Raw genomic sequence first — 21,346 nt, 5'->3', positions numbered from 1 at the left:
AAAGCTATCACTGAATAACAAGTAAAACTTTATTTTTGCTTGGCTTAACAGAGCGCAATAAAAAGCCGCCCTACATAATGCAGAGCGGCTTTTTTATAACTGGTATTTATAAAATACCATTATAAGTAGTGGGTTACTAGAACTGGTTCATGGTGTTTTTACCGCCACCAGCTTTAAGTGCGTTGTCACCAGAGAAGATCTCTTTGTGGTCATCACCAAGGTCAGAACCTGCCATTGCCTGGTGCTTAACACAAGAGATGCCTTCACGGATTTCTTTACGCTGGACGCCAGCAGCATAGGCAAGCATACCTTCTTCACCAAAGTAGCCTTTAGCAAGCTCATGCACACTTAATGCTGTAGTGTGATAAGTTGGTAGGGTGATTAAGTGATGGAATACACCTGCTTCGCGTGAAGCATCTTTTTGGAAGTTTTTAGCCGCTTCATCAGCTGCTGTATCAAGCTCAGTACCATCATAATCAGCGCTCATCAAGTCATCTTTATTGTACTTAGAGATGTCTTTACCTTCATCTTCCCACTGAGCGATGATTTGCTTACGGAAGTTTAGCGTCCAGTTGAACGATGGGCTGTTGTTATAAACAAGCTTCGCTTTTGGCTGCTGCTCTTTAATGCGATCGACCATCATTTTGATGTGTTCAACGTTTGGCGTTGGGGTTTCAATCCATAATAAATCCGCACCATTCTCTAGCGCCGTCACACAGTCAAGTACCACGCGATCGATATTGGTGTCTTCACGGAAGCTATATAGGCCATTTGGCATACGTACTGGACGTACTAATTTGCCGTCATGCTTGAGTAAGCTGTCGTTTTCGTTGGCTTCTTCAATGCTCACTTCTTCCATTTCTAGGAAGTCGATATATTTAGAAGCAAGATCGCCTGGCTCATTTGATACTGGAATTTTTTGCGTGAGAGACGCACCTTCAGAGTCAGTACGGGCAACGATAACACCATCTTCTACACCAAGCTCTAAGAATGCATAGCGAATAGCATTTAACTTTGCGATATAGTCTTCATGAGGGACAGTTACTTTACCAGCTTGGTGACCACACTGTTTTGCATCAGATACTTGGTTTTCGATTTGTAGCGCACAAGCACCCGCTTCGATTAGCTGTTTGGCCAATAAGTAAGTCGCTTCTTCGTTACCAAAACCTGCATCGATATCAGCAATAATTGGCACAACATGTGAATCAAAGTTTTCGATTTTTTCTAAGATAGCTTTAGTGTCTTGACCCGCTTCTTCAGCTGCATTTAACTCACGGAAGTAGTCGTTCAATACTTTAGCATCAGCTTGACGTAAGAAGGTATAGATTTCTTCGATTAGCTTACCAACTGAGGTTTTTTCATGCATAGATTGGTCAGGTAGAGGACCAAACTCAGAACGAAGAGCAGCAACCATCCAGCCAGATAGGTAAATATAGGTTTTAGAAGTCGTGCCAAAGTATTTTTTCTTAGCGTACATGGTTTGTTGAGCGATAAAACCATGCCAAGCACCTAAAGATTGGGTGTACTGAGAGGTATCATTATCATATTCTTCCATGTCTTGACGCATGATTTTTGCAGTATATTTAGCGATATCTAAACCTGTCTTAAAACGGTTTTGCAACATCATACGCGCCGCATCGGTTTCACTGATATTTTGCCAGTTACCGTGTTTTTGTTTTAGTTCACGTACTACATCGATCGCTGATTTATAAGCAGTTGACATCTATAATCTCCTTGGTGGGGTGTAAAACAATAAGTTAGAAGTATTTGAATAATTTTGGTATGTATAGAAAAATGCTGGCAGAAGTAAAAACTAAAATATAAACCTTTTGCGTTAGCAAGCTCTACTAAACTATAAGAAAATTATCATAAAAGCAAATAAAACCTGTCGATTTGGTCAGCTTTTATCATTTATTTTTTATTTCAGCCTAAACAGGTTCTTTTATAAGGCTTATTTGATGGACAAAATACTTGTTATCTTGAAAGATACAACTGCCTAATCCAAGCTTAAAAACAAGCAGTAGCGAAAAATAAGTAGGGGTAATAAATGTTATGTCCGTATTTCCGCATGAAAATACGATAAAATACACGTTGTAACTAACCTATTAAGTTCACAGTGATAGCCTGACAAGTAACAAGAACTAATTAAACACTTGCTAAACACTATAGCTAGGTTGTCTTGATTTATCTAGTTTATGATTATTATCTTGGGTATTTCTTATAATGATAGTATTTATAAAACAACGATTTATGATAGATGAATTAAGTTATAATGCGTATATAATAAGAAAGCTAATCCAAAATTATCCTTATTTCATTTTAATATAGATGGCTTGTACTCAATAACAGGACAAAAAGTGCCGCGTTTATAGTGGTATTTATTCTAAGGTAAAGAGACACATATATGAATCTGCAGCGGGTAGACTTGAATTTACTGGTACATTTAGACGTGTTGCTACGAGAAAAAAACGTTACTCGTGCAGCTGAGCAGCTTGGCATTACTCAACCTGCGATGAGTAATATACTGCGTCGTTTACGCAAACTGTTTAATGATCCATTGTTAGTACGTTCATCTGAAGGCATGACGCCGACTGAGAGAGCTTTAGAGTTGCAACCGCGTATTCGCGAAATACTTGCTGATTTGACTCAAGTGCTAGAACCCCGTACAGAATTTCGTCCGTATAGCACATCACGTGTTTTTCGTATTATGACCTCAGATTATGCCGAAGCGACATTAGTACCAAAATTGGTCAAAGCCTTACGCTCTGAGGCACCAAATGTCATTTTGGATTTCTTAACGCCATCAGATGTGTCTTATCGTGATATGGAGCAGGGCCGAGTTGATTTGGCGATTAACCGCTTTAATGAGATACCACAAAGCTTTCATCAAGTATTGGTTTGGCGTGATACTTTTAGCTGTTTGCTAGCATCAGAAAGCCCTTATGCCAATCGTTTTAATCTGAAAAACTATCTAAAAGCGCAACATGTATGGGTATCTAAAACTGGTATGGGCGTGGGATTTGGTGTCAATCCAGAAAAATCTGGTGGACTTGGCTCTATTGACCAAGCTTTGCAACGTTTGGGACAAAAAAGACAAATTAGTGTCTTTACACGTCATTATCAGATGCCAGCAATGCTTGCGGCCAATAAAGACTTGATTGCTACCTTGCCGACGCGAGTTGCACGCATGCAGGCCAACAATGACAGCATTATGATGAAGGAGCCACCATTCTTTATTCCTGAGTTTGAGCTAACAATGGCATGGTCACCATTGCTCCAGCATCATCCAGCTCATCGTTGGTTAAGACAACTGATTATGCATGTCGCACGGCAAGTGGTTGCTGATGAGGAGAGTCAGGAGCAAGAAATACCCACTATTAATCATCTGTTCTAAAAGATTGACGAATAAAGTGTCTTTCATTCATATACTTATTGAAAAAATATAGAACCAGCCACCGTGCTGGTTTTTTATTTGCTTAAACTTAGTATGGGTTAAGTATTTCTTAATAAGACAGTCACACTCTTAACATATTGAGCACATTTCTTTATATCTTGTAAAACTGTAAGTCAAATAGTTTTGTTATGATAATTCCAAATTAAAAGAGTAAACGTTGAGCAAAAAGCTATTTAGAACGAGCCTCTTCGAAACAATAACTAATTAGGCCTAGAAGATCAGGCCAAAAAACGTGTGTTTTATAATGAGTGTCATCTAAGCTACTTAGCAATTTCTCAATTAATTAAACAAACAAATAAATAAGGTCAATAATCATGGCAGATATTACTACTGTAAACCCAGCGACAGGCGAAGACATTAAAGAATATAACTATATGAGTAATAACGAGGTCAACGAGATTGTTGAAGCCTCGCATCAGGCGTTTTTAGAATGGCGTAAAACCAGTCATGAAGAACGTGCCAAGGTCATCAACTCTATTGGTGAGACTTTAATGAAATACAAAGAAGAGCTGTCAAAGCTTATGACTGAAGAGCGTGGTAAGCTCTATAATCAAAGCTTGAGTGAAGTCGATTTATGTAAAGCGATTTGTGACTATACGGCAGAGAAGGGCGTTACTGCGCTTGCAGATGATGAACGCGATGTTGAAGGTATGAAAAAAGGCATTGTCACTTATCAGCCAATCGGCGTTATCTACGGCATGCAGCCTTGGAATTTCCCAGCTTATCAAGTATTTCGCTATACTATTGCCAATTTGATGGCTGGTAATAGCATCTTACTTAAGCATGCAGCGAATGTAACTGGTTCAGGATTACTGATCGAAAAAATATTCCATGAGTCTGATTTACCAAACGATTTGTTCCGTACAATCCTAATCGATCATGACCAGTCAGAAGTATTAATCGGTCATGACAAGGTACGCGGCGTGACGCTTACTGGTAGTGATGGTGCAGGTAGCATCGTTGGTCAGCAAGCGGCAAAAGCAATCAAAAAAGCGGTGCTAGAACTGGGTTCAAACGACGCCTTTATCGTTTTAGAAGATGCCGATTTAGAGCTTGCTGTACAAACTTGTACACAAGCACGTCTCATCAATAATGGTGAAACCTGTGTGGCTGCAAAGCGCTTTATCGTCGTTGACAGCTTATACGATGAGTTCCGTAAACGTATCGTTGAAGAATTTGCAAGCAAAAAAGCTGGCGATCCGATGGACGATAGCTCAGATATTGGCCCATTAGCGCGTAAAGATTTACAAGAAAAACTGCATGAGCAGGTAGAAGAGAGCGTAAGCAAAGGGGCGACAATCTCTGTTGGCGGTACGCTACCAGAAGGCAAAGGTAGTTTCTATCCTGCAACTATCTTAGAGAACGTCGAGAAAGGTCAACCAGCTTACGATGATGAGTTATTTGGACCAGTAGCCTCGCTAATACGTGCTAAAGATCAAGATGATGCTTTGCGTATCGCTAACGATAGCCGTTATGGTTTAGGTGGTGCAATTTTCTCTAAAGATGAAGACAAAGCTATCCGCTTAGCCAATGAAGAGTTTGATACAGGTATGGTCTATATCAATGGCTATGGTCTTGCCAATCCAGCACTACCATTTGGTGGCGTAAAAAACTCAGGTCATGGCCGTGAACATGGTGGCTTTGGTATTAAAGAGTTTGTTAACATCAAAGGTGTACACGTCCATAAAGGTTAATAATGCATAAAAGTATTGAGAGCTAAAACCCTCTAAATACTCTTTAAAAGTAAACAGTAAAAAGCCCAGTTATTCAAAGTATGAATGACTGGGCTTTTTTATGATCGATAGTTTTAAATGGTTAATATCTTTTTTTGCTTCTTACCATTGCTTTAACTGTTTAAATATAGCTTCAAAGGTAATGTCGGCATATAGGTAGGTTTCTGATTTGATAATTGCTCATTGTTCAACGATAAGACACCTTTGGATATTAGCAAGATTGTCCAAGGCAACAATTGATGCTCAAGCGTTTGCACACGTGTTTGCAAACTATCAGCAGTATCTTTAGGATTGATTTCTAGCAGTGCTTGGGTCAAAACAGCACCGGCATCCAGCTCAGCTGTAACCACATGAATACTACAGCCATGCTGACGCTCGCCTGCTTGTATGACGCGTTGATGCGTAACAAGCCCTTTATAGGCCGGCAACAAAGAAGGATGTAGATTAATCATTGGCGCTGACATATTGTCGATAAATTCGGCGCTTAGCACCCGCATAAAGCCCGCCAATACAATCAGATCAGGTTGCCATGTCGCTATCTGGGCGCTGGCATGAGTCTCAAAAGTCTTAATCCCCATGCGTTTACCGCTCGCAGCATGTGACAACACCGCTACTGGAATAGAAGCATCTTTTGCGCGTGTGATGGCATAAGCGTCATCGCGGTTGCTGATGACCCCGACTATCTCAACTGGTAGTGTACCTGCTTGCACCGCGTCTATTAACACTTGCAAATTGCTACCGCTACCGGATACTAAGACAGCCACTCGCAATGGTTTGTGGTTCCCTTTTTTATGACTATCTTTTTTATGACTGTCTGACATTAACGGTATACCACTGCGTCTGCTTCACGGCTAACCATTTCACCGATTTGCCAAGCGTTTTCACCCGCCTCGTTCAACGTTTTAATAGCGATATCTGCTTTGTCTTTTGGTACTACGATGACAAAACCAACCCCACAGTTAAAGGTGCGATACATCTCGCTTTGCTCAATATTACCTTGGGTTTGTAGCCACGTAAATAGCTCTGAGAACTGCCAGCTACTCGTATCAATACTAGCAGCCAAGTTATCTGGTAATACCCGTGGTAAGTTATCTGTTAAGCCGCCACCAGTAATGTGTGACATGGCATGTAAAGCCGAGCTACCAAGCGTATCTTGCAAAGCTTTAATGGCTTTTACGTAGATACGAGTCGGTGCCATTAGGGCATCTTGAATAGGCTGGCCGTCTAGCTGCTCATCGCTGCTAGTGACATCAACGCCGCTTACCTCAATAACTTTACGTACAAGAGAGTAGCCGTTTGAGTGCGCGCCACTTGAAGCAAGTGCGATCAATACATCGCCCTCGCTGACATTTTCACCAGTGATGACCTTGCTTTCTTCGACTACGCCGACACAAAATCCAGCCAAGTCATAATCATCATCTTGATACATGCCTGGCATCTCAGCTGTCTCGCCACCGATAAGTGCGCAGTTGGCAAGCTTGCAACCATCGCCGATGCCAGTGACTACAGTTGCCGCTACATCGACATCCAGCTTACCAGTCGCATAATAATCTAAAAAGAATAATGGCTCTGCACCGCATACTAGTAAATCATTAACGCACATGGCGACCAAATCAATACCAATAGTGTCATGACGGTTTAGTTGTAACGCCAATTTAAGCTTGGTACCGACACCATCAGTACCAGAGACCAGTAACGGAGAAGTATACCCTGTCGGAATACGACATAACGCGCCGAAACCGCCCAGACCACCCACAACTTCAGGGCGAGTAGTGGCTTTTGCTACGGATTTGATTCGTTGAACCAACGCATCGCCTGCATCAATATCAACACCGGCATCTTTGTAGCTTAAAGAAGGCTTGTCACTCATAGTCATCTCACAATTGGGGATAGATAATTGGAATCAATAGTTGAAGTCGTTCATCAAAATGAATAATTGTAGTCAATATTAGGGAATCTGAATGTAGTGCGCGCATTATACCCAAAAATGGGCCACACTCGCAAAGCAACTTACCAATATTTAGCCAAGATTCGCTATAAGTCACAAATAAAAAGCTAAGACACAAAAAATGACTGCTTTTTTACTGTACTTTGCGATAATAAGACGCCTAAGTCATTATAAAATTAACGCACTAATGATGGCTGCTATAGTAAATTATTCTATAAATGACATAACCAAACTTGGTAACGTTATTATTTTTAAATCAGATTAATTGTAGGATTGTCCTTAATGATAAACCAACCAATAGATCCATTTTTTCGGCGCTTATTTATTGTCGTTGCTATTGTTGTAACCTTATTTCTGTTGTATTTAATGTTGCCGGTTATTATACCGTTTTTAATTGCTTTTATATTGGCATATTTGCTAAATCCGTTGGTTAGACGTTTATCCAAATATGTCAGACGTTGGATAGCGATAATCGTCGTTTATGCCATATTGACGTTGAGTATGATACTGCTACTTTGGTTGATTGTGCCAACGTTGTGGCATCAATTGCAGGCAGCTTGGGAGTATCTACCTAAGATTTTGAACTGGTATGATGAGGTTGTGCGCGCATGGTTTAGTGCCAATACTCGTTTTCGTCTACCAGAGTTAGAGGCCAAAGGGCTGTCTGAGACATTAATGGACTATATGCAAACACATTATAGATTTTCAGACGCCAGTACTTGGATGACTCAAATAATCGCCTCAAGTATGAATTTTATTAATAGCGCTGGACTTATTGTGCTAGTGCCCATTTTGACTTTTTACTTTTTGTTTAATTGGGACAAACGTTTACTTAGCTGGAAAGTTGCCATCCCCAATGCTTATTGCAAAACAGTGATTGAGGTTGCTCAAGAGTGTGATCGTGCATTGATGGCTTTTATCAAAGGTCAGCTGTTGGTCATGGTATTATTGGGAATCATTTATGCTGTACAATTACAACTTATTGGGCTTGAGCTTGGTATAATCATCGGTATGGGTGCAGGTATCGCAAGCTTTGTTCCTTATCTAGGCTTTGGTCTTGGTTTTATTGCTGCTGTTATCGCTTGTCTCTTCCAGTTTGGTTTGAATTGGACTTATCTGTCTTTGATAGTGGGTGCGTTTTTGGTAGGTCAGGCAGCAGAAGGCTATATTCTACAGCCGTTGTTGCTGGGTGATAAGATTGGCTTGTCACCACTTTGGGTGATATTTGCAGTATTGGCAGGCGCAAGTATCTTAGGGTTCGTTGGTATGTTGATTGCCTTGCCTGTATCCGCTGTACTAAACGTATTGTTTCATCATTTATATGATTATTACCGTTCTACGGATCTTTATAAGGGACGTAAACAGTTAAACTTATTCGAAAAAAAGTAAATCATATAGTATCGGAGTTCATAGCCTACATTGATGGCGGTAGTCAGACAGCAGTCTGCATACAAATGGTTAATGTAGGTTAGGGAGCAAAAGAGTTGTCAGTCATTTTATAAATATGTTATATATAGGCGCAGTATTGACTAGAGTAATTGCTTATTCATTGTTCTTAAAAAAGACATTCATTAATAAGATGTCGGTTAAAAAAGCCACAGTCAATAGCAGCAAATTCATGTTACACAGTATTCAAGTCAGTTAAAAGAGAGTCATTAGTCAGGTGGTTTTTCTTTTTTTTGTACGATGCAAAACGAGTTGATGATTCATGGCAGAAGCACAGCTAAGTCTTAATCTAGACATTAAACACGATGCAAGCCTCAGTGACTTTTCAGGTCCAGGTTGGATGTCGATTATTGATGCAGTGCGGCAACTACATGTCGGCCTGATAGGTCAGCTGTACTTATTTGGTAGCCCCGCTACTGGCAAGTCTCATTTATTATCGGCTATTTGCGAGTCATTTATTGAGATGGACAAGACTGCAATTTGTTTATCGCTTAATGAATTGATCCATACAGATGTCCATGTACTGTCATCTCTAGAAAATTTTGATCTTATTGCTATTGATGATTTGGAAGTATTAGAACATAGTAGTCAATGGCAAGAAGCCTTATTTCATTTAATAAACCGTAGCCGAGAAGGGCAGCGGCAGTTGCTATTTGCTGCCAATCGGCCAGCCAGTGAGCTGCCGTTTCAGCTGACTGACTTACTGACACGTTTAGCACAAGCGCCTACTTTTAAAGTACCTAATGGTCATGAGTTGGCAGATCGTCAAGCACTATTACAATCTATATTACGCAGGCGAGGTTGGCAGTTCGATGGGCGTATTATTGATCATTTGCTTACCGATGGTCCTCATCGTATCGGTGCAATGATGGAAGTACTCAATTATATTCAGCCGATGTTCTCTAATCTTGGACGTAGCAATATATCAAAAGCAGTCATAAGCGATGCTTTGCGTACTATTGATGAGCAAACGCTTGCCGCTGAGCTTGCAGACATTGCTCAAGAAGTCCATGACGATAGTGAAGCGGCAAATAATGATAATCATACAATACCCTTAGATTTTTAGATATCAAAGCTCACTAAGGTAAGCTCATTAAAGATAGATAGCTTGATACTGTAACTGTTAATTTTCTCACTAAATTTTTTATCGTGGATAGGATGTCTTATGAAAATCTCTGCTTCTTTGCTCAAAAAAATGACCACCAGTATGCTATTCGTAAGCGTAGGTGCGGTATCTATGCTCTCACATGCAGAGGTTACTTTAAACGTTGATGATCATATCAAAGTAACGGCTATCAACGGACAGGAAGTCAAACAAAGTGCATTTCAGCCTTTAACGAAGACGTTTACTTTGCAGCCGGGTCAACATGCTATTACTGCTAAATACGACCGTTTATATAAATTATCTCATGATGAGCATGATTATTTGCGTTCAGGCAACATCAGCGTAACAGCAGGGTTGGCTGACAACCAAACATACCGTTTGGCTATGCCTAATCAACCAGAAGACTATAAAGCCGCCAAAGAATATGCTGAGCGTCCAACACTGGCGATACTAAGCAATGACACAGTGATTGCGAGTCAACAAAGTCTTGGTGGGAATAACGGTGGTTTACTCTCAGGCATCGGTAAAGCTCTAGGCGGCGTATTCGGTGGTGGTGATGATGCTGAACTACAAAATCAGCGTGCCATTGCTGCAATAGAACAGCCAAGCACATCACAAATTGTGACCACACAGCCTAGAGTAAACACTGGCGCGATAGGCTCTACAACTACAGCACAGACTACAAATACGCTTGATAGCTTTATGCAGATCTGGCTTAATGCAACCCCTGCTGAGCGCGAAAAAATGCGTCAATGGATCCAAAAATAAAGTCTTAGTATTAAAAAGCTTCACTATTATAAAAATAAGCAATAAAAAAGCACCTAATGATAGGTGCTTTTTTTGTCTTGATTTCTATATGTTTTAATCAAACTATTAACCTAAGAATGCATTGTACATCCATATCAGTTTTTCTTGCTCTTGTACGTATGCATCTATCAAATCAGCAGTACCTTGGTCATCACCTTCTGCCGCTAGTGAAGACACTTGGCGTTGTTCTGCGATTAATGCTTGCAACCCTGAAACCACGCCTTTAACGCAGCTTGTACCATCTTTAACGTTTTTATCTTCACTGATGCTAGTATGCTGCGTAAAATCGCTATAAGCATGGAGTGGCGTACCACCCAAGGTCAAGATACGCTCAGCAATCTCGTCAATCTGTAATTGTAGCGACGTATACAATTCTTCAAATTGAGGATGCAATGTAAAAAAGTGCTCGCCTTTTACGTTCCAATGATAACCGCGTACGTTTAAATAAAATACATGATACGTTGATAGTAGATTGTTTAACTGTGCAATGACTGCGCTCATGTCTGCTTTTTCTAGACCGATCTGATTAGTAGCGTTATTAGAATTACTCATAGTATCGTCCTTATAGTGTGAGTGTGGTTATACGATAATAAATAAAGAAGAGCAGGTGTTCTACTAAATTTGGTTATAGATAAAATACTTCGCCGTTCATCTATATCTATCAATATATACTCTATCTCTTCCTTTGATGCTTATAATAATAGCAAACTATGATGCATTGGTTAATTTTAATAAATATAACTATATGATTGATTCTATAAAACCTTACTGTGAAGGTGGTTGTAAGCTTTCAGGGTTTAAGCCGCGTATCGGCACGACTTCTTGTAAGTGCTGGCGGACAGTATCGATAGGGAATTTCTGTGCTTGTAAACGTTTGGGTACAATTTGACTGCCTTGTTGCCCTTTCATTTCAAACATCATAAAGATATAGTCATCAGTCTCATCCCAGCTTTTTATGGCAGTCCATGGGATGACCGCTTGTTGGGTAGCGCCAGCTCGCATCTGCATACCGCGCATCTTATTACTGTTCATCAAGTCTGGCTGATTGGAGGGCATTGCCATGACTAAGCCGTGTTTTTGCACGCCAAGCTTCATTTGACGCATCTCATCTGGCATCTCTTGTTCAGCGACTTGTTTATCAAACTGTTTTTTGACATACCATTTAAAGCCTAAAGTACGAACCAATAGGTAAATGACGACCGAGACCAGCATGACCCAAAATATAATAGTGGAATAGCCTGTCACGAATATTAGCCCTGCAACCGCCAGTATGACGACCACCGCCATAATAATCCATTCTTTTATTTTGATACTTTTTAGACCGAAAGAGGGGCTGGCACTGGCAAATAGCTCATACTGTGCTTGATGAAATTCAGCCTCAGTCAGGTTTAGGGGGACAGGTTGTAGCGTGTAGGGGTACAGGGCCATAAAGGTTTCTCAAATACTTATATTAAAAGTGTTGGGTTGAAATTGCCAAAACGAAGCAGCTACGCATATTTGGCTGAAAGTGGAGTAAAGGTATGCGCTTATCTTACCGAAAAGTACTCTTAAATGGAACATATAAGGATATCTGTTCACTGATAGATGCCATATTAATGATATTAATGCACGTATTTATAGCTCAGTTGATTAAATAGTAAGCTCTACGTGTCAAAAGGGTAGTATAAAACCACTGCATTTTAGCGTGTTGCAATTGGAATAATTCAAATAATGTGCTGCAGGTAATGTACTGTAAATAATAATTAATCATCTTGTTAAAAAATGGTCGAAACTCAGTTTAAACAGGGTCGAAACATGGTCAAATCTGCTAGGTCTTGGTATTATAGCGACTACTATTGATTCTCATAACTAAATCAGCTGCCATCAAGTTTGATTGTCACTCTCAGCTGTACGATTCTTATATTAATAATATTATTTAAACCTTTTATTCACACTCATCGTTACAGGCAACTATTATGATTGATCCAAAACTCTTGCGCGGCGACTTAAGCGATTTACAGCAACAACTTGCCACTCGTGGCTACGAGCTTGACATGGCGTTCTGGCAAACCATCGAAAATGAGCGTAAATCGCTACAAGTCAAAACTGAAGAGTTGCAATCGCGCCGTAATATAGGTGCAAAACAAGTGGGCGCGCTAAAAAAATCAGGCGAAGATGCCAGCGAGCTATTGGCTCAGATGCAAAGTGTCAGCGGTGAGATTAAAATAGCAGAAGATGACCTGCGCACCCTACAAGAACGTATCAATCAAGTTGCCCTGCAAATCCCAAATATTCCAGCAGCAGATGTGCCAGTGGGGACGTCAGAAGATGATAACGTCGAAGTACGCAAGTGGGGCACGCCACGCGAGTTTGATTTTGAGATTCAAGACCATACTCACATTGGTGAGACGCTCAGTATGCTTGATTTTGAAGCCGCAGCGAAGCTTACTGGTAGCCGCTTTAATGTATTAAAAGGTCAGTTGGCACAGCTTCACCGTGCCTTGATTCAATTTATGCTCAATACGCATACCATTAAGTACGGCTATACAGAAACGTATGTGCCTTATATTGTCAACTCTGAGAGCCTGACTGGCACCGGTCAGTTGCCAAAGTTTGAAGATGATTTGTTTAAATTGACCAATCATACCAATAACGATGAGATGGATTTTTATCTCATTCCAACGGCGGAAGTACCGATGACCAACTTGGTACGCGGTGAGCGTCTGGATATCAAAGAGCTACCGCTTAAGTTCACCGCGCATACGCCCTGTTTCCGTAGTGAAGCCGGCTCACACGGCCGCGATACTCGTGGTCTTATCCGTCAACATCAGTTTGAAAAAGTTGAGATGGTCAATATTGCCTCAGCTGAGCAATCTGATGAGCTATTAGAGGCGATGACGGGACAGGCTGAGTATGTTTTGCAACAGCTTAACTTACCATATCGCACCGTCAAATTATGTACGGGCGATATGGGGTTTGCTGCACAAAAGACTTATGACATCGAAGTATGGTTACCGAGCCAAGAGACCTATCGTGAAATCTCAAGTTGCTCTAACTGCGGTGATTTCCAAGCACGCCGTATGGGTACACGGGTCAAAGACGGCAAGCAGACCAGTCTTGCGCATACGCTAAATGGCTCAGGTTTGGCAGTCGGCCGTACCTTACTTGCGGTGATGGAAAATCATCAGAACGCTGACGGTAGTATCACTATTCCAGAAGTATTGCGTCCATTTATGGGCGGTGCTGAGACTATTTCAGTTTAATAAGTGTTTTGAACATATAAATGGCAGTTTATAATGCAAACTTGTCATTTGTTATTTTTAGCCAGTTGTTTGATAGAACCGATATAAGTCATGGGTTAAATACGAACGATTTTATGATACCGTTTTTGGTTTGGCTTATGGCAAATATGTTAATATTGCACCTTAATTAAATACCTTATTAGCAAGAGCGTTTATCGCGCTTTTATTTCATTGTTCAATCGATTTTCCTCTTATCCTCCATACTTCTCATTCGAATATTAGGACACTCTATGCCCACCCCAATTAACGAACGTAAATTAGCCAATGCCATCCGTGTACTCTCATTTGATGCGGTTCAAAAAGCCAACTCTGGACACCCAGGCGCGCCGATGGGTATGGCTGATATTGCTGAAGTTCTGTGGCGCAAATTTTTAAAGCACAATCCTGCTGACCCGCAATGGCACAACCGCGATCGCTTTGTGTTATCGAACGGCCATGGCTCGATGCTTATTTACTCGTTACTACATTTATCAGGTTATGATGTTAGCGTTGACGACTTAAAAGGCTTTCGTCAGCTACATTCAAAAACCCCCGGCCATCCTGAGCTTGGCTATACACCAGGTGTAGAAACCACGACTGGTCCACTCGGTCAAGGTATTGCCAATGCGGTTGGTTTTGCTATCGCTGAGAAGACGCTAGCGGCACAGTTCAACCGTGACGGTCATAATGTCGTCGATCATCATACCTATGCATTCCTAGGTGATGGCTGTCTCATGGAAGGTATCAGTCATGAAGTGTGCTCATTAGCGGGTACGTTAGGGCTTGGCAAATTGGTATTTTTCTATGATGACAACGGTATCTCTATCGATGGTGATGTCGAAGGCTGGTTCACTGATGATACTGAGGCCCGTTTTGAGTCGTACGGCTGGCAAGTCATCAAAGTTGATGGTCATGATACCGATGCGATCACGCAAGCAACTGAACAAGCGATTGCAGAGAAAACTCGTCCAAGTTTAATCATTTGTAAAACGACTATCGGTGCTGGTAGCCCGAACAAACAAGGTCTAGCCGCTAGCCATGGTGCGCCACTTGGTGATGATGAAATTGCCTTGACTCGTGATGCGTTATCTTGGAAGCATGCACCGTTTGAATTAGATGATGAAATCTATGAAGCGTGGGATGCCAAAGCCAAAGGCGATGTCCAACAAAAGAACTGGGATGCGGACTTTGAAGCGTATAAAAAGGCTTATCCAGAATTGGCAAGCGAGCTATTACGCCGTTTAAATGGCGAATTGCCAGCTGACTTTGACAAGCAAGCAAAGGACTATATCCAACAAACCCAAGAACAGGGCGGTGATGTTGCCAGCCGTAAAGCCAGTCAAAACGCGATTAATACGCTACAGCCATTATTACCAGAGTTGTTAGGCGGCTCAGCAGATCTTGCTGGCTCAAACTTGACGCTATTTAAAGATGCTAAAGGTATCGAAACTGACAGCGACGGCAACTATGTTTACTATGGCGTGCGCGAGTTCGGTATGACGGCGATTGCCAATGGTATTGCGCTCCATGGCGGCTTTATCCCTTACGTGGCAACTTTCTTGATGTTTATGGAATACGCGCGTAATGCGGTCCGTATGGGTGCATTGATGAAGCAACGTATCATCCACGTCTACACCCATGACTCTATCGGCCTGGGTGAAGATGGCCCAACGCATCAGCCAGTTGAGCAATTGACTAGCCTGCGTACCACGCCAAACCTACGTACATGGCGTCCTTGTGATGCGACCGAATCTGCTACTGCTTGGGTAGAAGCGATTAAATCGGAAAACAATCCATCAGCGCTCATCTTTAGCCGTCAAAGCTTGCCACATCAAGCACGTGACAATGAGCAAGTCGCTAACATTACCAAAGGTGGTTACGTACTAGCGAAGGAACAAGGCGAGCTAAAAGCCATCATCATCGCCACGGGTTCAGAAGTTGGCTTGGCTATGGAAGCGCATAAAACGCTTAGCGAAAATGGCGTTGGCGTGCGTGTGGTCTCTATGCCATGTGCTGAAATCTTTATGGAGCAAGACGCCAGCTACCGTGACGCTGTATTACCTGCCAATATCCGTGCTCGCGTCGCTGTCGAAGCGGCCCATGTCGATTACTGGTATAAGTTCGTCGGCCTAGATGGCAAAGTCATCGGCATGACCACTTATGGCGAATCGGCACCTGCTAGCGACTTGTATAAAGAGTTTGGTATTACAACTGATGCTGTGGTTGATGCGGTGAATAATTTGGTTTAGGGTTTAGGCTGCGGCTTTAGCCCAGCACTTAGCTATGATTTTTAGTTAAGTTAATAATGTTGCACGAAAGAGAGCTGCTGGATAATTCTGGTGGCTCTTTTTTTGGTTGGTTTTTGGCTTTTAATTGATATTTGTTTGTTGTTCTGCTTAACTAAATGGAAATCTGCTTAGTAAGCAGTATGCTTCTTTGCAAACTAAGTTTTTAGAATAATACTTTAGGATAATATTATGGCAGCCTATATCACTGTTGGCGCTACAACTACATATGGCGGTACAGTTATTACGGGTTCACCGCATACCACGCACAATGGCGTGCAAGTCTCACGTAAAGGGGATAAGGTCATTTGTAGAAAGTGCAAAAAGGTCACTACTATTCTGACAGGTGATCCTACTTTTATCGTCGATGGTGCGCCTATTGCACGCGGTGGTGATGTGACGAGCTGCGGTGCGAAATTGATTGCTATTCAGCAGTCGTTTGCGGAGTCGGACTTTGAAGTGTTTGGCGTTGAGCAGCCTACATGATGAATAACGATTAATATTATGTTTGGTTTACCAATTTAAGGGCGCTTTGCGATGTGTATTTGTTTTGTACTAACACGTTGATTAGACAATGATATTAACTTAACATCAAGTATCCAAACAATTTATACAATACAATTGAGGAGTTGCCTTATGTCAGACAAATCTGCTAAGAATAATACAAAAGATGATATCACACTCAGTAAAAAGGTTAAGAAACAGCTGAGTAAGCTTGATAAGTTGCGCCAAAAAGAACAAGATAAAATAGACAAGGCGCGTCAAAAGGAGCTTGGTAAAGTAGATAAGAAACGTCAAAAAGAGCAAGACAAAGTAGATAAGATGATTCAAGGCTTAATTGACGATATCAATCAAAAAGCTAGTAAAAAACAGGAAAAGATAGACACCAAAATTCAGAAAAAAAGAAATAAATTAGACACGGCTGGTATAGAACAAGACCAACCATGGCAGTATTAAGTAATATATAAAAGTACCAAAATAAATATAAATTTGGTAGCACTCATTCAGACTTAGATGTGTATGACTTTATAGTTGCAATATTACCTTATTCGGTAAATGAAAACTTTAATGTCAGCGCGTCTAAGTCTTTTTTTATCTCGTATTTAACATTGTATTGCAGACCCAAGTCTAGGCAATTATTTATCTCAACCATAAATCTCTTCCAACCGTAAACAAGACACCAATCGACCATCCCACTCTCGTAGCTCGGGCTCTATTTCACTACATTTAGGCTTAGCATAAGGGCAGCGTTTATGCAGTGCGCAACCACTTGGCGGATTAAGTGGGCTTGGAAGCTCGCCATGTAAGGTTAAGTCGTTTTTTTGACCTGCTACTGTCGGTGCAGCCGCTAACAAAGCAATGGTATAAGGATGTTTTGGCGCATTATAAATGGCCTTTTTAGGCCCGTGTTCGACCGCTTGGCCTAAATACATTACCATCACATCATCGGCGACATGGCGTACCACTGAGAGGTTGTGCGAAATAAAGACGTAAGCAGTACGATACTCATCCTGCAAATCCATAAATAAATTTAGGACTTGCGCTTGAATCGAGACATCGAGCGCGGAGGTTGGCTCATCAGCGACCACAATTTTTGGATTGAGCATCATAGCACGGGCAAGGGCAATCCGTTGACGCTGACCACCTGAAAACATATGTGGATAACGGCCAGCATGTTCGGGACGTAGACCAACATGCCTCATCATCTCATTTATCTTACTACGCTTTTCTTCCTTTGATAGCTTAGTATGGATATCTAACGGTTCAGTCAATTGATAACCGATAGTATGACGCGGATTTAAGCTGCCATAAGGGTTTTGAAAAACCATCTGAATCTCAGTGCGCAAATCTTTTAATGCTTTTCGGCTGTAGCCAGTCGTTGCTTCATCATTGATAAATAACTCACCATCAGTAGGCTGTTCAATCAGCGTCAACTGGCGGGCAAGCGTTGATTTACCGCAGCCTGATTCACCAACGACCGCTAGCGTCTTACCAGCTTCAAGCTCAAATGAGATGCCGTTTAGTGCTTTAACATAAGCTTTAGGTTTGCCCAAACCTTGTGAGACGGGATAATGCTTGTGTAAATTGTCTGCTTTTAAGACCACTTTATTACTCATGCTTGGGACTCCAAAGTAGCAGCGTTGGCGATAGAAGTGTGAGAAGGTAAGTCTGGCAGATCTGAGTGAATACAGCGCACGTTGCCAGTAGGCGTCGCTAAAATGGGCGGTGGTACATCACAAGCTGGCTCTTTATACGGACAACGAGGAGACAGTAAGCAACCATTTGGCCGATCGTATTGACTGGGTACCACACCTGGCAAGCTGTTGAGTCGGTCTTGACCGATAGCCAGCTCAGGAATAGCCTGTAACAAAGCTTCAGTATAAGGATGCGCAGGTTTTTGAAAAATCTCTGGTACGGTACTGGTTTCAACCACTTGTCCGGCATACATGACGACGACATCGCGTGAATTTTGTGCGACGAGGCCTAGGTCGTGAGTAATAAGTACCATGGCCATTTGTTTTTCGCGTTGTAGTCGGCTAAGCAGATCCATGATTTGCGCTTGGACTGTAACATCGAGCGCGGTGGTTGGCTCATCAGCGATAAGGAGTTTTGGCTCACAGGCAATTGCCATTGCAATCATGACCCGTTGACTCATGCCACCCGATAGCTGATGCGGATAGACTTTAAGACGATTTTTGGCATCAGGCATCTCGACCAATTCTAGCAGCTCCAAGATACGTGTTTGAACCGCCGAACCCCGCAAACCAAGATGCTTGCGTAATACTTCACCCAATTGCATCTCAACCGTAAAGCTTGGATTTAGACAAGACATCGCATTTTGAAAAATCATCGAGATGTCTTTGCCAATAATGCCGCGTTTTTCTTTGGCTGGCATACTTAGCATGTCTTTATTATCGAACATTACCCGCTTAGCACGAACTGTCGCAGAAGGTGGCAGTAGACCCATCAAGGCCATCATCGTGACGGATTTTCCTGAGCCAGATTCTCCGACTACTGCCACCACTTCGCCTTGCCTGATCTTCAATGACACATCGTCCACTGCGCGAAAAGCACGCGCTCCTTCACCGAAAGTCACCGAAAGATTCTCAATATCTAGCAGTAATGGGGTATTGGTTGCCGCAGTATCTGTTGAATTTACTACAGCAGCATTGTTCAAAATCTTTGTCATTAGGTCACCTGCTTCAATTTGGGATCTAGTGCATCGCGTAGGCCATCACCAGTTAAATTAATTGACAAAGCAGCTAAGAAAATAGCGACACCTGGCCAAATGGCTAGCCAAACATTACTTTGAATATATTGACGCGCTGTACCAAGCATCGCGCCCCATTCTGCATCTGGCGGTTGTACGCCAAAACCTAAGAAACCAATCGCGCCTGCTTCTAAAATAGCAGAGGAGAAAATCATCGTCGCTTGTACGATAAGTGGGGCCATACAGTTGGGCAGAATGGTCACAAACAATAAACGCAACACGCCAGCACCCATCACTTGTGAGGCAACAAAATACTCACGTTGTAGCTCTACCATCGCGGTAGCACGTGTCAGGCGGATAAAAGGTGGCGTACAAACCAAGGCAATGGTGATAATCGTATTGGTCATAGAAGGGCCTAGGATAGCTGCAATAATGATAGCCAATAGCAAGCTTGGATAGGACATCAAAATATCATTGACTAGCATCACCGCTTTGCCCCAAACCTTTGGCCAAAATGCAGCGCTAAGTCCTAATGAAACACCGACCAGCATAGCGAGAGTAGTGGCACTTAGACCAATAAACAATGAGTAACGTGCGCCATACATCACCCGAGATAAAGTATCTCGACCTGCATCGTCAGTGCCGAGCCAAAACATCGCATTGCCACCGTCCAAAAAAGCGGGTGGGAGCTGCTCTTGGCCGGTGAATAGCTCATAAGGATCGTGAGGCGCAATAGCGGGCGCAAGTATGGCGATAATCACCATTAACGCGAGTACAATAAAACCAAGTACAGCGCCTTTATTTCGGCAAAATGTCGATAAAAACAGCTGCCAAGACGAAGGCGGTGTGGCTGCTAGATTGACATCGGAGGGAAGAACAGAAGGCTTCATGAGCAATTCCTGTAGTGGTCGGCGCTTTAAAGGCGTTTAGAGTCTTATTCCTAAAAAATACTTAAAATTTTAAAATTGCTCTAAAGCATATAAGCGCCAATCATCACTATTTGTAATATAATTATTTATCAATGTTAAATTAAGAAGTATGTCGAATACGTGGATTAATAAGACCATACAAAATATCAATAAATAAACTAACCAAAATCAAGGCGGTGGCGACCAGTAAAATACCGTTTTGCACAATTGGATAATCACGAGTAAAGAACCCATCAAGTAGCCAATTACCAACACCTGGCCAACTAAAGATAGTCTCAGTGATAATGGCGCCAGCAAGTAATGTGGCCATCTGTAAGCCAACGACAGTAATTACCGTAATTAAAGCATTACGCATAACGTGCACTAATATCACTCGGCGCGGCGATAAGCCTTTGGCTCGTGCTGTACGTACATAGTCTTCATCTAGCACCTCTAGCATTGCAGAGCGCGTCATCCGCGCAATCATCGCTAGAGGAATGGTTGATAAGGCAATAGACGGCAGAATAAAGTGTTTTACCACATCCCAAAATGCACCAGGCTCTCCTGACGTCAAAGAACCCAATAGCCATGAGCCATACAAGGGCTGAACATCCAAAAACTGAGCGACAGATATCACCCCAGCAACTGGTAAAAGACCTAAATAATGGGCGAATATACCTGTTAGGATGGGTCCCAATAGATAGATAGGCATAGAGTATCCTGCCAGCGCCCCTGACATCAAAGTATAATCAATCCACGTACCACGCCTGAGTGCGGCAAAGATACCTAAGCTGACACCAATGACGCTAGCAATGACAATGGCGCACAAAGCCAGCTCTAAGGTTGGGACAAAATGGGCAAAGAAATCTTGCAATACTGGAGTACGTGTACGAAAGGACTGACCAAAATCACCGGTCAAAATACCGGTTAGGTAATCCCAATATTGGACGATGAGAGGTTTATCTAAACCAAGTCTTTCTAAGGCACGAGCATGTAATTCTGGATCGACCATACGCTCACCCATCATAATCTCAACGGCATCGCCAGGGACGAGACGAATCAGGGTAAAGGTTGATAGCGTTAAGCCAAGGTAGACAGGAATTAAAATGGCAATACGACGCAAAATATAAAGTAGCATGGGCTGCTCAATAGTTGTGGTTCAATGATTAGAGTGTTGACAGTGAAAAGA

Annotated in this window: 18 protein-coding genes; 9 read left to right on the top strand and 9 right to left on the bottom strand. The window is 42.1% G+C overall.

Translation table 11 applies throughout. The annotated features are described in order from the left end of the window. Positions 1-136: 136 nt before the first annotated feature. Positions 137-1,723 (bottom strand): isocitrate lyase, encoded by a 1,587-nt coding sequence (locus Q0890_RS02245; protein WP_299217030.1) that lies wholly within the window; start codon positions 1,721-1,723, stop codon positions 137-139. Positions 1,724-2,404: 681 nt separating this feature from the next. On the opposite strand from Q0890_RS02245, the gene Q0890_RS02240 reads away from it, so the two are divergent. Both Q0890_RS02240 and Q0890_RS02235 read left to right on the top strand, forming a co-directional pair. After that, complete coding sequence (locus Q0890_RS02240) at positions 2,405-3,394, top strand: LysR family transcriptional regulator (RefSeq protein ID WP_299217027.1); 990 nt, start codon at positions 2,405-2,407, stop codon at positions 3,392-3,394. A gap of 374 nt (positions 3,395-3,768) precedes the next feature. After that, positions 3,769-5,148: an NAD-dependent succinate-semialdehyde dehydrogenase gene (locus tag Q0890_RS02235; protein WP_299217025.1), complete on the top strand. Its 1,380-nt coding sequence runs from the start codon at positions 3,769-3,771 to the stop codon at positions 5,146-5,148. Between the two features lie 152 nt (positions 5,149-5,300). Here the strand turns inward: Q0890_RS02235 and purN are convergent, their stop codons facing one another. Then, on the bottom strand, positions 5,301-6,008 hold the full coding sequence (gene purN / locus Q0890_RS02230) for a phosphoribosylglycinamide formyltransferase (RefSeq protein WP_299217022.1): 708 nt from the start codon (positions 6,006-6,008) through the stop codon (positions 5,301-5,303). Next, positions 6,008-7,057 (bottom strand): phosphoribosylformylglycinamidine cyclo-ligase, encoded by a 1,050-nt coding sequence (gene purM, locus Q0890_RS02225; RefSeq protein WP_299217020.1) that lies wholly within the window; start codon positions 7,055-7,057, stop codon positions 6,008-6,010. The genes purN and purM overlap by 1 nt, the downstream gene beginning before the upstream one ends. A gap of 360 nt (positions 7,058-7,417) precedes the next feature. Here purM and Q0890_RS02220 point away from each other — a divergent pair, with 360 nt between their 5' ends. From Q0890_RS02220 to Q0890_RS02210, 3 genes are all read left to right on the top strand, one after another. Further along, positions 7,418-8,524: an AI-2E family transporter gene (locus tag Q0890_RS02220; protein ID WP_299217018.1), complete on the top strand. Its 1,107-nt coding sequence runs from the start codon at positions 7,418-7,420 to the stop codon at positions 8,522-8,524. A gap of 319 nt (positions 8,525-8,843) precedes the next feature. After that, positions 8,844-9,647 (top strand): DnaA regulatory inactivator Hda, encoded by an 804-nt coding sequence (hda, locus tag Q0890_RS02215; protein ID WP_299217015.1) that lies wholly within the window; start codon positions 8,844-8,846, stop codon positions 9,645-9,647. A gap of 99 nt (positions 9,648-9,746) precedes the next feature. Beyond that, positions 9,747-10,454, top strand: a complete 708-nt coding sequence (locus tag Q0890_RS02210; RefSeq protein WP_299217012.1) for a DUF2057 family protein — start codon at positions 9,747-9,749, stop codon at positions 10,452-10,454. Positions 10,455-10,559: 105 nt separating this feature from the next. Here the strand turns inward: Q0890_RS02210 and Q0890_RS02205 are convergent, their stop codons facing one another. Both Q0890_RS02205 and Q0890_RS02200 read right to left on the bottom strand, forming a co-directional pair. Continuing rightward, positions 10,560-11,045 carry a Dps family protein gene (locus Q0890_RS02205; protein ID WP_299217009.1) on the bottom strand — a complete coding sequence of 162 codons (486 nt, stop codon included), beginning with the start codon at positions 11,043-11,045 and terminating at the stop codon, positions 10,560-10,562. A 213-nt stretch (positions 11,046-11,258) separates the two neighbouring features. Then, positions 11,259-11,921, bottom strand: a complete 663-nt coding sequence (locus Q0890_RS02200) for a YcxB family protein (RefSeq protein ID WP_299217007.1) — start codon at positions 11,919-11,921, stop codon at positions 11,259-11,261. Between the two features lie 527 nt (positions 11,922-12,448). On the opposite strand from Q0890_RS02200, the gene serS reads away from it, so the two are divergent. From serS to Q0890_RS02180, 4 genes are all read left to right on the top strand, one after another. Next, positions 12,449-13,735, top strand: coding sequence for a serine--tRNA ligase (gene serS / locus Q0890_RS02195; RefSeq protein ID WP_299217004.1), 1,287 nt, complete (start codon positions 12,449-12,451; stop codon positions 13,733-13,735). Between the two features lie 269 nt (positions 13,736-14,004). Continuing rightward, a complete protein-coding gene (gene tkt, locus Q0890_RS02190; protein ID WP_299217001.1) occupies positions 14,005-16,002 on the top strand; it encodes a transketolase in 1,998 nt (665 codons plus the stop codon). Positions 16,003-16,230: 228 nt separating this feature from the next. After that, on the top strand, positions 16,231-16,524 hold the full coding sequence (locus Q0890_RS02185; protein WP_299216998.1) for a PAAR domain-containing protein: 294 nt from the start codon (positions 16,231-16,233) through the stop codon (positions 16,522-16,524). Positions 16,525-16,674: 150 nt separating this feature from the next. Further along, positions 16,675-16,995, top strand: a complete 321-nt coding sequence (locus Q0890_RS02180) for a hypothetical protein (protein WP_299216995.1) — start codon at positions 16,675-16,677, stop codon at positions 16,993-16,995. Between the two features lie 188 nt (positions 16,996-17,183). Here the strand turns inward: Q0890_RS02180 and Q0890_RS02175 are convergent, their stop codons facing one another. The 4 genes from Q0890_RS02175 to Q0890_RS02160 form a co-directional block, all read right to left on the bottom strand. Beyond that, positions 17,184-18,155: a peptide ABC transporter ATP-binding protein gene (locus Q0890_RS02175; protein WP_299216992.1), complete on the bottom strand. Its 972-nt coding sequence runs from the start codon at positions 18,153-18,155 to the stop codon at positions 17,184-17,186. Beyond that, positions 18,152-19,228: an ABC transporter ATP-binding protein gene (locus tag Q0890_RS02170; protein WP_299216989.1), complete on the bottom strand. Its 1,077-nt coding sequence runs from the start codon at positions 19,226-19,228 to the stop codon at positions 18,152-18,154. The genes Q0890_RS02175 and Q0890_RS02170 overlap by 4 nt, the downstream gene beginning before the upstream one ends. Further along, positions 19,228-20,139, bottom strand: coding sequence for an ABC transporter permease (locus Q0890_RS02165; protein ID WP_299216986.1), 912 nt, complete (start codon positions 20,137-20,139; stop codon positions 19,228-19,230). Before Q0890_RS02165 ends, Q0890_RS02170 begins: the two co-directional genes overlap by 1 nt. A gap of 139 nt (positions 20,140-20,278) precedes the next feature. Continuing rightward, positions 20,279-21,295, bottom strand: coding sequence for an ABC transporter permease (locus Q0890_RS02160; RefSeq protein ID WP_299216983.1), 1,017 nt, complete (start codon positions 21,293-21,295; stop codon positions 20,279-20,281). Positions 21,296-21,346 lie beyond the last annotated feature (51 nt).

Origin of the sequence: uncultured Psychrobacter sp. (assembly GCF_947488565.1) — a bacterium.
GTDB classification, from domain to species: domain Bacteria; phylum Pseudomonadota; class Gammaproteobacteria; order Pseudomonadales; family Moraxellaceae; genus Psychrobacter; species Psychrobacter saeujeotis.
This window is presented reverse-complemented; position numbering and strand designations above follow the sequence as displayed.